The 15,473-nt window shown below is 42.8% G+C and carries 10 protein-coding genes; 5 read left to right on the top strand and 5 right to left on the bottom strand.

Annotated features, from left to right (window positions below; all coding sequences use genetic code 11):
• The first annotated feature begins 60 nt into the window (after positions 1-60).
• Together ACM5QX_RS19710 and ACM5QX_RS19705 are read left to right on the top strand one after the other, a co-directional pair.
• Positions 61-339, top strand: a complete 279-nt coding sequence (locus tag ACM5QX_RS19710; RefSeq protein WP_414755048.1) for a BrnT family toxin — start codon at positions 61-63, stop codon at positions 337-339.
• Positions 302-580: a BrnA antitoxin family protein gene (locus ACM5QX_RS19705; RefSeq protein WP_414755047.1), complete on the top strand. Its 279-nt coding sequence runs from the start codon at positions 302-304 to the stop codon at positions 578-580. The genes ACM5QX_RS19710 and ACM5QX_RS19705 overlap by 38 nt, the downstream gene beginning before the upstream one ends.
• A 145-nt stretch (positions 581-725) precedes the next feature.
• Here ACM5QX_RS19705 and ACM5QX_RS19700 read toward each other — a convergent pair whose 3' ends face one another.
• On the bottom strand, positions 726-1,673 hold the full coding sequence (locus tag ACM5QX_RS19700) for a response regulator (protein ID WP_011318247.1): 948 nt from the start codon (positions 1,671-1,673) through the stop codon (positions 726-728).
• 320 nt (positions 1,674-1,993) lie between these two features.
• Between ACM5QX_RS19700 and ACM5QX_RS19695 the strand changes: the two genes are divergently transcribed.
• Both ACM5QX_RS19695 and ACM5QX_RS19690 read left to right on the top strand, forming a co-directional pair.
• Positions 1,994-3,079 carry a RuBisCO accumulation factor 1 gene (locus ACM5QX_RS19695; RefSeq protein WP_414755046.1) on the top strand — a complete coding sequence of 362 codons (1,086 nt, stop codon included), beginning with the start codon at positions 1,994-1,996 and terminating at the stop codon, positions 3,077-3,079.
• A gap of 246 nt (positions 3,080-3,325) precedes the next feature.
• A complete protein-coding gene (locus tag ACM5QX_RS19690) occupies positions 3,326-5,770 on the top strand; it encodes an ATP-dependent helicase (protein ID WP_414755045.1) in 2,445 nt (814 codons plus the stop codon).
• Positions 5,771-6,044: 274 nt separating this feature from the next.
• On the opposite strand, the gene ACM5QX_RS19685 is transcribed toward ACM5QX_RS19690, so the two are convergent.
• The 3 genes from ACM5QX_RS19685 to treZ form a co-directional block, all read right to left on the bottom strand.
• Positions 6,045-7,532 (bottom strand): trehalase family glycosidase, encoded by a 1,488-nt coding sequence (locus tag ACM5QX_RS19685; protein ID WP_414755044.1) that lies wholly within the window; start codon positions 7,530-7,532, stop codon positions 6,045-6,047.
• A gap of 52 nt (positions 7,533-7,584) precedes the next feature.
• Positions 7,585-10,353: a malto-oligosyltrehalose synthase gene (gene treY / locus ACM5QX_RS19680; protein ID WP_414755043.1), complete on the bottom strand. Its 2,769-nt coding sequence runs from the start codon at positions 10,351-10,353 to the stop codon at positions 7,585-7,587.
• Positions 10,354-10,441: 88 nt separating this feature from the next.
• Positions 10,442-12,262 (bottom strand): malto-oligosyltrehalose trehalohydrolase, encoded by a 1,821-nt coding sequence (gene treZ, locus ACM5QX_RS19675; protein WP_414755042.1) that lies wholly within the window; start codon positions 12,260-12,262, stop codon positions 10,442-10,444.
• A gap of 376 nt (positions 12,263-12,638) precedes the next feature.
• On the opposite strand from treZ, the gene ACM5QX_RS19670 reads away from it, so the two are divergent.
• Positions 12,639-14,567 (top strand): alpha-amylase family glycosyl hydrolase, encoded by a 1,929-nt coding sequence (locus ACM5QX_RS19670; RefSeq protein WP_414755041.1) that lies wholly within the window; start codon positions 12,639-12,641, stop codon positions 14,565-14,567.
• Positions 14,568-14,714: 147 nt separating this feature from the next.
• On the opposite strand, the gene ACM5QX_RS19665 is transcribed toward ACM5QX_RS19670, so the two are convergent.
• On the bottom strand, positions 14,715-15,338 hold the full coding sequence (locus tag ACM5QX_RS19665; protein ID WP_414755040.1) for a transposase: 624 nt from the start codon (positions 15,336-15,338) through the stop codon (positions 14,715-14,717).
• Positions 15,339-15,473: the final 135 nt, after the last annotated feature.

Genomic DNA, 15,473 nt, shown 5'->3' with positions numbered 1-15,473 from the left:
CAACAGTCAACCATAAGATGGGGTAAAATACACGATAATTATGGCGTTATATAAAATTTCATGCGGTTTGAATGGGATGAAGCAAAAAATCTAGAAAATATTCGTAAACACGAAATTGATTTTGCTGATGTCCCGCAGATGTTTGAGAGTTCAATGTTCGTTGAGTTAGATGATCGTTTTGACTATGGTGAAGACCATTGGTTAGGTATTGGTTTTCTCGGTAATGGGGTAGCGGTTGTTGTGTGGACAGAACGGCAAAATGAAGTAATTCGGATAATTTCAGCACGAAGGGCAAATCGGTATGAGCGACAAAGATTTGAACAATACCTCTCGTACTAACTGGGCTGCACTTGAGACAATGGAAGATGAAGGGATTGATTACTCTGACATCCCACCATTAACGGAAGATTTCTTTGAAAACGCTACGTTAAGGATTCCTGCATCTCAAGCACAAAGACTAGTACAGATTGAGCCAGATATTCTGAAGTGGTTTAAAGCTCAAGATGGAGAATACAAAGCTTTAATCAATGCAGTTTTACGGCGTTATATAGAAAATGGTGGTGAAAAGTCAGCAGTATAACAATTCTTTTGGCAAGTATTGACCGAAATAATTTGCAGTATCGCAATTGGTGAACGCGTTAGCACTTTGTAAAAAAGACCAACGCCAACGCAGTTCGCAATTATCAAGTAACTGCGAACTGCGGACTGGCTTGACTACTTAGGGACTATAAACTACAGCGACTACTAGTTAGGGCGATCGCTACTAGTTGGGCTGATAAATGGATGAGTGTTAATTCATCTTCCCGTAAAGAGATCGGTTGTTGCCACTGGAGGGACAGCACACCTAACATTTCATTGCGGTAGGTAATGGGGATGACTACATGGGCTTGGATACCGTTATCTTGATATTGGCTGATGCTGGCTAATTTGGGGTCTTTGGCAATATTGGCAGCTACCTGAATTTGACCAGTAGCGATCGCCTCGTTGGTCAATGGGTCTTGGTTTAACCAGTTGTTGACAGTACCTTGCTGACTGTAAAAGCCTTGTATCGTGCTTAAGGTCTGACCTTCTAACATTTGTAAAATACAAGCGTTGACGGCGAAACTTTCAGCAAATGCCGTGGCAATGGGTGTCAGAATTGTTTCTAAACTGTTTGAGGCTTGTGTCACCTGCACCAAAACTGTTAACAGCGACATTTGGGCATTAGCACGGCGTAATTCTTCTGTCCTTTGCTTGAGCAAATCATAGGTTTCTGCTGCCCTCTGGACAACTGCTTTCAGTTCGCCAGGGTCCCAGGGCTTAGTAATATACTTGTAGACTTGCCCAGCATTAATCGCTTCTACCAAGTCTTCAATATCCGTAAAACCAGTCAGAATTATTCTCACTGTATCGGGGAACTGAGGCACAGTTTTACTCAAAAACTCAGTTCCTTTCATTTCTGGCATTCGCTGATCGGAGATAATTACGGCTACTTCTCCTTCTGCGGCCAATACTTCTAAGGCATTTACTCCGCTATCAGCTTTGAGGACATTAAAATCTCGGCGAAAAGTGCGATAAAGCAAGTCTAAATTATCTGGCTCATCGTCAACCACTAAAATCTTCAGTTTTTTTGTTCGTTCCAATGTTGCGGATTGACGGCGACCAGTCTGAATTTCGGTAACAGCATCAGCCATAAGTTACTACCTGTAAATATTTTTATATTGTTATATTCCCTACAAGCTTAGTAGATTATCCTTACCAAGCCTTGCGGGAATTTGCTGATATAGTTTTCCCTACTGTAATGAGTAATATTCATAACTCAAAAATATATTTGGCGGTAGAGTGTAGAGATGGTTAGCTGTTAAAGATTACAATAAGATTTACTGATGCAGTATAAAGTTAAGCTGATGAGCGTTTAAATTGTGTCCTATTCAAAATCTATAATCTCAGCACTGCTACCATTTCTTCTCTACGAAACGCTACAAAAACATTTTGTTGAATCTTGAATTGCAATATGACTGAATTACCACCCAACGCTCCTAATCCAGAGAACACTAGCAATGAATTGGCACAAGAATTGTTACGAAAGTTAAGACAAAAACAAGGTAATTGGGTGGAATGGGGTCAGGCGATCGCCTCTCTACAAAAATCTGGTTACAATCCTCAAGATATTTTTGAGGCAACTGGATTTGAACCAGTACAACAGAATCAGGTAATTGTTGGTTCTCAAGTTTATAATTCTTTAGAAAAAGCAGGAGCATCAGCAGCCACTTTAGCCCACTATGCTACACGGGGAAGTGATGTTTTATATGAGTTACGTTTGCTCACCCATGAAGAACGAGCGGCGGCGGGTGAATTGACTTTTACTCATAAAGTCGATGCAGATGAGGCGCGGGAAGTAGCCAAAGCGATTAAAGATTTCTCTCGCTTCCGCATCTTACCAGAAGGATTCTCTAGCCATCCTGGGGATGCAGTCGCCTATCAAGCTTGGAAATTAGCACGGCAATACTCAGATTTGCAAGAGCGATCGCGTCTCATTGCCAAAGGGTTACGTTTTGCTCATAGCGAAACAGCTAGGAAACAAATCGAACAATTACTAGTAGATTTTACCGTTGTTTCTAAGCGTCCGGCTCCCATCCCGCCCTTTTTCCGCTTCGATACAGAAGATGAGTTACCCCGGATTGTTCCTGTCGTGGGTGAGTTACCTTTAAAAGCCCAGGAATTAAAGGCTGTTCCCTTAGTTGAAGAAGTTGAGCCATTTCGCCTAGTGAAATTTGCTGGTGAACAAGCTTGGGTGGCTTTACCTGGTTGGCAAGTTTTGTTAGCAGCAGAAGACCCAGTAACAATTTTAGCGATGAGCGATCGCTTTCCAAAACAGAATCAAACTGAGTCTGGGCCTGTGTTAGTGGTGGTAGATCGTTCTCAACGGGAATGGAATGATTTTAGTTATTTTGCCGTAGATCACGACGGCGAGTTAGATTTTCAGTGGTTTGAAACTGAACCAGAGTTTCCCATATTAGGAAAAGTGATTATTCTAGTTCGTCCGCGAAAAATTTTGGATGAAAACGTAACTAAGGACTCGTGGCAAATTGACGAGTAATTTAAGTGCTATGAAGCGGGAATAGCAGCGCTGAAAATAGTAGCGGGGCGTTGAGTAACGTCCTGATACCAATTCAAAATTCAAAATTCGTCTTGAAAAGTTTCCTACGGCGGGAAACCCGCCTACAGAACTTTTCGCAAAATTCAAAATTAAGAAACCTATATTTTGCAAAGGTTTCTAGGTTCGGATTTGTATCAGAATTTTAGTGAAATGGTATGAGTAATTATTTTTGAATTTTAAATTGATATGTCAGAGACTAATGTTACCGCCACTGTATCAGTATCCCAACCGTCATTTGTTGCGCTTTTGCAGGAGAGAATTGCTCTAATTCGCAGTACTCTGCGCCCAGGACAACAACAAATGGCTGACTGGCAGTCGGGGCCTTTGGCGGTATCGGCTGTACCTGGTGCTGGTAAATCTACGGGGATGGCGGCGGCGGCGGCGATCGCTATTGCTCGTCAGTATCAGCAGGCGGCGGAGTCGCGCACATCTTCCCGTCGTCAGTTGGTGGTAGTTACTTTTACTCGCTCGGCGGCTGCCAATATTAAAGCAAAAATTCGTCACTATCTCAAGCAATTATCCTTACCGCAAACTGGTTTTGCTGTTTATACTCTGCATGGTTTGGCGTTGAATATTGCCAGTCGCCATCCTGATTTGTCGGGGTTAGAGTTAGAAAATGTTACCCTCATCACCCCTAACCAAAGCCATCGCTTTATTCGTACCGCAGTTGAACAATGGATTAATCATCATCCCCAGCTTTATTTGCGGTTATTGGAAGGACAGCAATTTGATGGTGAAGAGACAGAAAGGTTACGTCGCCAGTCGGTATTGCGGACGGAAATCTTACCAGATTTGGCAACTACTGTGATTCATGAAGCCAAAAGTTCTGGTATATCACCAGAGCAACTACGGCAATGGAGTCAAGAAACTACAGACGCTTACGAGATTTTAACAATAGCGGCGGGCTTATACGAGCAGTATCAAAACCTGATGCGATCGCGCGACTTCATCGACTACGACGACATGATCCTAGCAGCCCTACGCGTTCTGGAAAACGACAGCGCCCGACGCATTGAGCAAAACCAAGTTTTCGCCGTCTTTGAAGACGAAGCCCAAGATTCCAGCCCCTTGCAAACGCAGTTATTAGAGATTTTGGCGAGTGGTGGAGAGGCAGGGGGCAGGGGGCAGGGGGCAGGGGGAGAACTGACTGCAAGATTTTCGCCCAATCCCCAATCCCCATTACCCCTTATCCCCAGAGGGGGCCCCACCTTCCCCAATCCCCAGTCCCCAATCCCCAATCCCCAGTCCCCAATCAACTTAATTCGTGTTGGCGATCCTAATCAAGCGATTAACTCTACTTTTACCCCGGCTGACCCGATTTACTTTCGGGAATTTTGTCAAGAATGCGATCGCTCTAATAAACTAGCGACAATGGATCAAGCTGGTCGTAGTACCGCTATGATTATTGCAGCTGCTAACTCTGCTTTGAAATGGGTAAATGATTCTTACGATAAAAATAAAAAGTCTCCCCATCTTCCTCTCTCTGCGCCCTTTAGTCTGCAAACAATACGTCCTGTCCAGCAAACCGATGTCAACCCAGCACCAGTAGGTAGGGGATTAGAATTACATATACCCCGTGATATTTATCACACTGTAGAATTGCTATCTCAACGGGTAATTGAGTTATTAACCGAAGATATGGGGAAGAGTGCGGCGGTGTTAGTGCGGGAGAATCGCCAAGGACGTTGGTTGGCGGAGGCGCTAGCACCTAAGTGTAAAGAGCATAATATTACACTATTTGATGTGGGAGAAAGCGATCGCCGTTCTCATGTCCCCCAAGAGATTTTAGCGTTATTGCAATTTTGCGATCGCCCCCATTCCCCCGATTATCTCAAAGCAGCTTTAGAAGCATTGGTAAAGCGCCAATTAATTCCGACTCAAGACCTCAACGCCTTGGCTAGTCTACCAGAAGAATTTTTGTATCCTGGCCCCTTAGCTGCACCCCAGTCGGAAGTAGTCCAAAAAGCCTCTCATCTTTGTCGTAGTTTACTGCGCGCTCGTTTGGAATTGCCTTTATATCAGATTATTTCTTTCCTTGCCCTGACGTTAAATTATGACCAAGCGGAACTGGCGACTGCTGATAAACTTTCAGAACGGGTAAACAAGCAGATAGCGGGTAACAACTCAATGGGGGCTATGCTTTCCGCTTTAAGTGAAATCGTCAATTCCGAACGTTTTGAACCAGTGGAAACCGATGATTCGGAAGCCCGTTACACCCGCAATGGTCAATTGACAATTATCACCATGCACAAAGCCAAAGGGCTGGATTGGAACTATGTTTTTATTCCCTTCCTCCATGAAAACTTAATCCCTGGTCGATTTTGGGTTCCGCCCCAAAGCCAATTTTTGGGTGACTTTACCTTATCAGAAGTTGCCCGCGCCCAGATTCGGGCTGCGCTTCATGGTGAAACTGGGATACCGGAAGTAACGTCGGCTTGGGAGCAAGCAAAACACTTGAAAACGGCGGAAGAATATCGTTTACTATATGTGGCGATGACCAGGGCAAAGCAATTATTGTGGATGTCTGCGGCGCAAAAAGCCCCCTTTACTTGGAGTAAACCAGAGAATTTACAAGAACAAGCCCCTTGTCCAGTTTTTTCCGCCCTAAAGCGCCAGTTTCCTGAATTTTAGGACTTACGCACTGATGTTATCTATGGAGACAGGGTGTAAGGGTGTGAGGGTGTAGGGGTATAGGTTTAAAGCTCTTACACCCCTACACCCCTACACCCCTATACCCTAGCCAAAGCCCTTGATTTTTCTTTTTCATACGTAAGTCCTGAATTTGTATAGCTGTTGTCAGTAGTGTTAGGACATCGATAGATGATACAACTTAGACACAACAGGACTTTTCACCCAGTCCCCAATCCCCAGTCCCCAGTCCCTAGCTATAATTCCCACTCAGCCTTCATGAATCGTCAAGGTTAGCTAATAATTCTAAAATGACTCCATTTGTCCAACCAAAACCTATCTCGTTAGAACTATAGCCAAAGCAGATTTCATCGGAAACTTGAGCCGAACAACGTTCTACATCGTATTTTTCTACAAAAAAGCCATATTTCGTAAATTCTTGAATCGCCATAGTTAGGAATTTATGAGCAATATCATCCCCCTCCTTGCGATATCCGTAACGATAAAGTCCTTGGACTGCAATTAGGGTGAGTGGGGCCCAGCCAAAAGGTGCGTCCCATTGGTTCCCCGTTACACGGGTGCTGGTGAAGATTCCTCCTGGGGCTGTGAATAAGGAAAGATTTTCTACAATGCGTTGGGCTTGTTCTGGGGAGGAAAGTCCTGTCCACAAGGGATAGAAGGTAGTAGCAAATTCATAATGACGGCGTTTGCCACTGTAGAAGTGATAGTCTAAGTAAATTCCTTTTTCTTCATCCCACAGGTATTGATTGATACGCTCACGGCGGATCTTAGCGCGATCGCTCCATTGTTCTGCAAGTTCTGGATTATCTAAAATCTTGTGAATTTGCGTCAAGTCTTGCTCCATTTGATAAAGCAGGCTGTTCAGACAGACGGGCGCATAATGGACGATATCAACACTGAAGGGGCCAAAGCGGTTGGTGATATCAAAACCAGACTCGCGCATGGAGCGATCGCCTTTGTAAAATAAGTCTGTGAGTTCGTCTTTTTCTCGGTCATAAAACAAACTCACATCATAATCATCAATCTCAAATGTTTTGTAATATTCCTTGACACGTTCGTAGTGGCTGCGTCCGGCTTCATCGAGTTCGGAAAATAATACTTCTGGTGCTGGGCCTTCGCCTAAGGCGTAGTACCTAGATAAGCCTGTGGCTGAATTTAGGTGAGGTGGAACTACCCAGTAGTAATAAAACTGTTCTAGCAATGGCACGGTTGATTTTAGCCATGCTTGGTCTTGGGTGTGTTGGAATAACGCCAGTACCATCATACTCAAAACGGGGGGTTGCGATCGCGTCAGCATATAAGTACGGTTAGCGTTGAGGATTGTACCGTAATGCTGGACTTGGTAAAGTAGCTGATCAACTTGACTTTGGGCTAGTTCCCATTCTTCATCTTGCAACAGTCCAAGCAAAATAAAATAGCTATCCCAACCATACATTTCATTAAAACGACCACCAGGGACGACGTAAGCACCAGGGAGATATAACAATCCGTGTTCTTGGATGGCTTCAACTTCGCTGGGTAAGGTGCGAATTTCTATTTGCTGCATCTCTTTTGTGGAGAGCGATCGCTCTAATACGGACTTGACTGTATTACAGTCTTCTTGGGGGGAGATGTAGATAATCCAAGGGGTGTTGGGTTGGTGTTCTAGTTTGGTGTCTTGGGCGGATTCTAGTAAATGTTGGTGGGAGCGGGTGAGGGTTTTCCAGGTTTGTTTGATGTAGGTTCTGACGGTGTTTTTGGTCATGGGTTTTTTCTCACGCAGAGGCGCAGAGGCGCAAAGAAGAGAGGGAAGAGGGTTATTGGGCGATTAATAAGGCTACGGGGAAGTGGGTGAGGGCTTGGGCGATGGGTATGGTGTTTTCGGTTTGTAGGGTTTGGTGGGTGAGGGGGTTGTACCAGGTTTGAGGGGGGAGTTTTAGGTGAGTATCTTGCCAGATTTCGCCTAGTGGGGGTTGTCCTGGGGGGGTGAGGGTGGTGAGGAAGCGGGGGGCGATGGCGATCGCTGTTTGCTCACCTTTTTGTCTGGCAAATGCGATGATATGGTTGGCGTGGGTTCCGTGAACTTCTAATGGGAGATATTCGCCGTCTTGGAATAATTCTAGGTATTGTGTTCTGGCTTTGAGGGCTTGGAATGTTAAAAATAGTTTGATTCTACCGTCGGTTTTGTGATGGATTAGTTCGGAAATTAAGCCGAGAATATCGGTTTTGCTTTGCTCTTGGATGGTGCTTAAGTATGCAGCGCGTGATTCAAAATCAACGGGACGACGGTTGTCGGGGTCAACTAAGCTTAAGTCCCAGAGTTCTGTTCCTTGGTAAAAGTCAGGTACACCAGGAGCAGCAATTTTCAAGAGAGTTTGGGAAAGAGAATTAAATATGCCATATTCGGCAATTTTCTCTTGAAAGGGGCAGAATGTTTCTAAAAATTGCCGCGATAGGTTGGGGTCAAGTAATTTCTGGATAAAAGAGGTACAAGCTTCTTCGTACTCATTATCGGGACGTAACCATGCAGTATGTACTTTCGCTTCCCGAATGGCTTTAATCATGTAGTCTTGTACCCTCTGGACAAAGGACGCTTGTTCATGTTCTGCAAAAGGAAACGCGCCTACCAGAGTTTGATAGAGAAAATATTCGTCGTTGCGATCGGGTTGGTTATTGCTACGATGTACCTGATTAAGTTGGCTCCATTGATTTACCTGTTCTTCCCACTCTTGGGGAATCTCCGACAACACATTTAACCTGGCTCTCATATCTTCGCCGCGTTTGGTGTCATGGGTAGCTGTGGCGTTCATGGTGTGAGGCCAGTTAGCTTGGTGTTGTTGGTTGAATTTGTGGAATTTATCGACGGTAATACCGAAATGGCTGGGGTTTCCGCCTACTTCATTCAGAGATAAGAGACGGTTGTATACATATAAGGTGGTGTCTTCTACACCTTTAGCCATGAGGGGGCCACTATATTGCTGCATCCGCATGACAAAATATATCCACTGTTCCCGTTCTGTTTGGGTAAGGGAAGCATCGAATTCCAGCAGCATGACTTTTTCTATAAAGTTCATCTCATGATGTAGGAGAGGAACTTGTTTTTTAGCTGTCTTGATTACTTCTAGGATGCAGGCTTTATCACTATCTCCAATCCCATCGGGAGTGATATAAGTGCGGTAAATGGGGAAGAGGGTGAGAACTTCGGCGATCGCTCGCTTCAACCCATTCAATGTAAAATCATTCCCATAGCGGTATTTACTGGCAATATTCTTTAACAAATTTGCCAAATTATCTATGTCACCTGCTAAGTTCTTGTCTAAAATCAGGTGTTTTTTCTCATTTACAAGGGATGGATAATCTACAGGCTTACCAATAAATTTATGGTAGATATGATCGAAAAATGATTCATTTGTAGATTGACAAAATACCCCATTCACGTAATTCAAAAAATCATATCCAGATGTACCTTGAATATCCCAATTTTCTGGTAAATCTTCAGTTAATTCTAAAATCTTCTCAACGGTGACATAAACATCCCCCATCTTTTCCCGTAGACGTTCTAAATACTGCGTCGGTTGATAAAGTCCGTCAATATGGTCAATTCTCAATCCAGTAAATATGCCTTGTTCTACTAATTGTTGAATTAAACTATGGGTATTGTTAAACACGCGCAATTCTTCTACTTTCACGGAAATCAATTCGTTAACAGTAAAGAAGCGGCGATAATTCATTTCTTCCGCCCCAACCTTCCAGAAAGCAAGGCGATAGAATTGGTCGTTGAGTAAGTCATCTAACAAATTAAAACTTTCAGAATTACCTGGTTCACCGTTAAATATTTGAATATTTTCCTCAATGAATGCGTGAATATCATCATTACTGGTGTAGAGTTCCCAAATCAAACCCTTGATAAAAGCAATTTGGTCTTGTCGCTGTTTCCCTGCAACTTCCGAGGGAACACTTTTCAGAATGTAGAGAATGCCTAAAAGTTTAATAAAATCAGGGTGATTCCGTCCCAGCGTGCGTGTCAGCTTGCCCAAATTATGAGTAATAAATTTTGTGTAAGACTCTAACCGCAATGGCAATTTTAAGCTGTAATAGTTAACAGTTAAACCATTTTGCTCATATTGCAGTTGAATATTTCCCTTTTCTAGAGACTCACCATAAAAATCCCCTAGCAAAGGAGCCAGGATACGCTCTTGACTATTAGCAAATGGAGAATTCCAACAAACATCAAAGTAGTCTGTATAGCTAGAATCCGGCCCATGTTCCAGCACATCCATTAAATATGGATTTTCGCTACTATAAGCCATGTGGTTTGGGACAATATCTTGCAACCAACCCATCTCAAAAGACTGTAACTCAGCCACTAACGCCTCAAAAGCCTCAGTAGTTCCTAATTGGGGATTAAGTTGTGACCCATCCACCACATCATAACCATGTGTACTGCCAGTTCTAGCCTTAAAAATCGGAGACGCGTACAAATCAGAAATACCTAAATCTGCCAGGTAAGATGCGATCGCTCTAGCATCATCAAACCCAAACTCCGGTGTAAACTGAACTCTATAAGTTGCCTTTGGTATTCTCATAATCTATAACTCTTAATTTAATAAACCCAACAAACACTCCGCGCCCCTCTGCGCTTTCCTCTGCGTCCCTCTGCGTTAAAAAAACCTCCTAAACCTCATACAAAACCAAACTTGTAGGCTGTAAAACAACCTCCTCCCCCACAGACAAAGTCTCAACCCCTCCACAACCAGAAGAATCTAACAACTTCCGCGCACTCTGCTGAATTGGTAAAACCACCGTCACCGCAGACGAACTAAAATTCATCACCAATATCACTTCCCCCGACTCACACCAACGCCGCACCACAACTATTTGCTTATCCTCATCACTAGTTGCTTCAATACTGTCGCGGTCATAATTCAGCAATGCGGGATGAGTTTTACGTAAATGAATTAACTGACGATACCAATCCCATAAAACCTTGTGCTGACCTTGATGACGTAATTCCCAGTTGAGTTTACACCGCAAGAAAGTTTCCGCCGATTCGGGGTCTGGTGGGTCTTCCGCATAATGGAACGCCTCAAACTCTTCCTTACGTCCAGCACGTACAGCTTGAATCAAATCCGGGTCAGAATGACTCACAAAATATATAAAAGGTGCAGTTTCGCCATATTCTTCACCCATGAAAAGTAACGGTAAATAAGGCGATAGCAACACAGCACCAGCCGCTAACTTCAACCCTGCAAAGGAAATTCGCGCAGATAAGCGTTCCCCCTGCATTTGATTACCTATTTGGTCATGATTTTGGATACATACCGAAAACTGAGATAATGGGCGATCGCGGCATGATATACCATGAAAACGTTTACGGTGTGGCGCATACCGCCAATCATAGACAAAAGTATCTGCGTAAGCTTTAGCTAAATCCGCACACTTACCGAAGTCTTGATAATAACCTTGGCGATCGCCTGTTAACAATGCGTGTAATGCGTGGTGAAAGTCATCACTCCACTGTGCATCCAGTCCATAACCACCCAATTCTACCGGACGAATGATTTGGGGATTATTCAAGTCACTTTCAGCAATCAAATGGCGTTTCCATGTTTCCCCTTGGGAGAAGTTATGTACAGCTTCCGCCAACTCCCGCAAGAAATGCTTTGCACCCAAATCATAGATTGCTTGAATTGCATCCAACCGCAACCCATCTATGTGGAACTCTTCCAACCAATACAGCGCATTTTCAATAAAATAATTCCGCACACCTTGACTATAAGCATCATCGAAATTCATCGCATTGCCCCAAGGTGTCTTATATGTTCTAGTAAAATAGGGCGCGAACTCACCCATGTAATTACCTTCTGGGCCAAAGTGGTTATAAACCACATCCAGCACTACAGCAATACCATTTTCGTGACAAGCATTGACAAATTGCTTTAAATCTGTAGGAGTGCCGTAGGAATTTTGCACAGCAAACGGATAAACGCCATCATAACCCCAGTTACGGTATGCTAAATCAGCCTCAATATGAGTATCACCCGGAAATTGAGCGATCGGCATAATTTCAATGGCATTAATTCCTAATTCCCTCAGTTCTGGTAAACGGGGAATGATAGCTGTAAAGGTTCCTTCCGGCGTGAATGTCCCTACATGGACTTCATAGAAAATCATCGATTCCAAGGGAACACCACACCAATTTTCATCTGTCCACTTAAATTGATGATCAACAACTTCAGATGCTCCGTGGACTCCTTCTGGTTGATACTGGGAAGCCGGGTCAGCAAAGGCTTCTTGGTCATTTAATTGATAGCGATAAAGCGTACCCGGATACACATCATTTACTTTTATCTGCCAATAACCCTCCGCTATAGGTTTAAGCGGAATTAACTGTTGCTCTGGCTTTAAGATTTGCACTGCAACGCTGTTTAATTTTGGAGACCAAACTGTAAACTCACACTCTCCATTACCCAAGTAGTGAGCGCCAATTTTCACGCAGCATCCTCCCGTTAAATCAGATTTTGTGTAAAGGTTAGCCGACAACAAATGTCATCAATTACACACTTTTCCCAAAAGCTCCAGATAGAATCATGAATTGTCTTGGAGATAATTTACTAGCGCCAAAAGATATATTTGTTAATAGCTAAAAGGAGTAGAATTAGCAGGTTTCATATCTCCATTTTTTTTATAAAACGCTGGATATGCTTGCACAACAGCTTTTAGAAAGCTTTAAATACAACTTACCTAAAGATAGATGCTCAAAAAAAATTTTTGAATAGATAATACCTATTGTCTACAGAAATAGGGAAATACAAAAATTTGTATCTCTGTTTATACATACTTTATATCGCATTAAAAATTGCATTTTTTTATGGTACAAACACCACCATCACAATTTTCCGAAGAGCAATACAAAGTCGAAAATGCTAATGCAGAGGTACAAGCATTAATCGAATCGCCTACGCCAGAGACAGAAATAGATTTAGAATTTCTCTACACTAGAGATATTGAATTTCGCCAAGAAACTATTTACTTCCTTGTTGTAGATCGCTTTTATGATGGCGATTCTGAAAATAGCGAAGGTTATAATCCAGAACTTTATGACCCCAGTGGAAAAGATTGGGGCAAGTATTGGGGGGGTGATTTACAAGGAGTAATCGACAAATTAGACTACTTGAAAGATATGGGAGTAACAGCCATTTGGCTAACTCCTTTATTTGAACAAGTCGAGGAATTATTTGTTGGTAACGCTGCCATGCACGGCTATTGGACAAAAGATTTTAAGCGGCTAAATCCTCGCTACATTGGTAACGGAGAAGATCCTTCCTTAAACAATACTCAAGAAACCAGAAATACGACTTTTGACCGCTTAATTGCAGAATTACACAAGCGGAAAATGAAGCTGATACTGGATATTGTCTGTAACCATAGCAGTCCTGATACTAGTGGTAGCAAAGGTGAGTTATATGATGATGGCGTAAAAATTGCCGACTTTAATGATGATGTGAATCACTGGTATCACCACTATGGTGAAGTGCAGAACTGGGAAGATGATTGGCAAGTCCAAAACTGTGAACTGGCTGGTTTAGCTACTTTTAATGAAAATAATACTGAGTATCGTAACTATATCAAGTCTGCAATTAAGCAATGGCTAGACCGGGGTGTGGATGCACTGCGGGTAGATACAGTCAAACATATGCCGATTTGGTTTTGGCAAGAATTTACTGGTGATATGTATAATCACAAACCAGATGTGTTTATTTTTGGTGAGTGGATTTACAATCATCCCAGTGACGATCGCTCGGTGGAATTTGCCAATAATTCCGGCATGACTTTACTTGATTTTGGACTGTGCGTAGCAATTCGCGGCGCATTAGCCCAAGGTGCGGAAGGGGGATTCCATCTCATCCAAGAAATATTCGACCAAGATGATCGCTACAACGGGGCTACGGAGTTAATCACCTTTGTTGATAACCATGATATGCCCCGCTTTCAATCCCTCAACCCCGATCCAGCAATGTTGAAGGTAGCGATCGCGCTCATTATGACATCACGGGGTATTCCATGTATCTATTACGGTACAGAACAATATCTGCACGATGATACCAACGGCGGTAATGACCCCTATAACCGCCCCATGATGGAAAATTGGGATACTGATACTGAGGTTTATAGATACCTCCGATTGTTGTCTGGTATCCGGCGGTTAAATCCAGCCGTCTCTATGGGTAGCCAGTGGCAAAAATACCTCACACCCGATGTTTATTGTTATGTCCGCCGTTATCGTTCTTCTGTTTGCTTCGTCGCCCTTAATCGTGGTGGAGAGGTGACTTTACCAGAAGTCCAAACAGATTTACCAGATGGTGAACATACTTGTGCGGTGACTCGGAATAAATTTGAGGTAAAAGACGGTAAAATCTACAATCTACAACTCGAAGAACGAGGAGTCATCGTTTTAAGTCATGTAGGCGAACGAGTAAAAGCGCAAACCATTATCCGCGTTCAACTCAATGGTGTACATACTCAACCAGGGGAAACTATTGTAGTTGTCGGTGACTGTCCAGAATTGGGTAACTGGGATATTAGTAAAGCCTATCCCCTGGAATATATCAACTCTAATACTTGGTTTGCCGAAATTCCCTTTGATGAAAGCGCAGGCAAACTCATTAGTTACAAATATGCCATGTGGCGTGAAGGGCGATCGCCTCTGCGAGAAAATACCTTAAATCGTCGTTGGGTAGTGGCGAAGGAAGGCACAGTTAAATGGCGTGATACTTGGGCTTCTGGGAGAGAGTCTTAAAGTCCTCATGATACACCAGATACCCATGTCAAAAAATGGGTATCTTTCTAATACTAAAATTAACAAAATAAATTTAAACTTTAGGCTTTTGAATTAATTTCAAGAAGAAGACGCGATTCATCGCGTCTCTACAAGGGATGCGATGGGTTATGTGCCGTTGTAGGCATCGCTTTGCCAATTGATTGGGTTATTTATAATATATTGTCTGATGCGATCTAGGGCAAATTCATCACGAATTATGTTGTCATGGAACCTTTGTTGCCATCCAAAACCTTGATAAATTTGATTAATTTCAAACGAACATCGTCCTTTGTACCACCTAACAATTTTAGAAAGGGAATTTTTAGACAACATCGGGTTAAATAACCCAGTAACCCCGCCCCGTTCCCCATCCCCCCATTGACTTGTAGAGACGCGATGAATCGCGTCTTCTTCTTGTTTTTGTATTGGAATCGCGTCTTTTTGTGTTTGATTAATAATCAAAATTCCATGAATATGATTAGGCATGACGCAGAACGCATCTATCTGGCAATTGGAAAAATAATTAGGAATCTCGTACCACAGTTTATAAGCAATTTCTCCAATAGGCGATCGCTGCATTTCACCCTGCACAACCTCACCAAAAAAGCATTTCTTACCATCCGTGCAAATAGTAATGAAATATCCACTATCACTAGCATAATTCCATGCTGGTAAACGGGTTGAATCAATTCGATATTTACCTTTGTATTTGGGTTTGTTATTTTTTGGTTGAGTATCGTCATGACTCATAATCACATTTTTGCTGGATACAAAAGTTGATGCAATTATTTCTTTGCATTGATGTAATTGCTAACCCAAAAAACTCGGAATTATCCCTCTTTTGTTACTTTAGGAAAAGAAAAATTGACAAGAGATTCAACTAGC

Source organism: Anabaena sp. CCY 9910 (genome assembly GCF_963920875.1).
Lineage (GTDB): Bacteria > Cyanobacteriota > Cyanobacteriia > Cyanobacteriales > Nostocaceae > Trichormus > Trichormus variabilis.
This window is presented reverse-complemented; position numbering and strand designations above follow the sequence as displayed.

What these genes read in the sequence shown, in the direction of transcription:
- ACM5QX_RS19710 (WP_414755048.1), top strand. Translation starts at nt 61, where the DNA reads ATGCGGTTTGAATGGGATGAAGCAAAAAATCTAGAAAATATTCGTAAA.
- ACM5QX_RS19665 (WP_414755040.1), bottom strand. Translation starts at nt 15,338, where the DNA reads ATGAGTCATGACGATACTCAACCAAAAAATAACAAACCCAAATACAAA.
- ACM5QX_RS19695 (WP_414755046.1), top strand. Translation starts at nt 1,994, where the DNA reads ATGACTGAATTACCACCCAACGCTCCTAATCCAGAGAACACTAGCAAT.
- ACM5QX_RS19690 (WP_414755045.1), top strand. Translation starts at nt 3,326, where the DNA reads ATGTCAGAGACTAATGTTACCGCCACTGTATCAGTATCCCAACCGTCA.
- treY (WP_414755043.1), bottom strand. Translation starts at nt 10,353, where the DNA reads ATGAGAATACCAAAGGCAACTTATAGAGTTCAGTTTACACCGGAGTTT.
- ACM5QX_RS19705 (WP_414755047.1), top strand. Translation starts at nt 302, where the DNA reads ATGAGCGACAAAGATTTGAACAATACCTCTCGTACTAACTGGGCTGCA.
- ACM5QX_RS19685 (WP_414755044.1), bottom strand. Translation starts at nt 7,532, where the DNA reads ATGACCAAAAACACCGTCAGAACCTACATCAAACAAACCTGGAAAACC.
- ACM5QX_RS19700 (WP_011318247.1), bottom strand. Translation starts at nt 1,673, where the DNA reads ATGGCTGATGCTGTTACCGAAATTCAGACTGGTCGCCGTCAATCCGCA.
- ACM5QX_RS19670 (WP_414755041.1), top strand. Translation starts at nt 12,639, where the DNA reads ATGGTACAAACACCACCATCACAATTTTCCGAAGAGCAATACAAAGTC.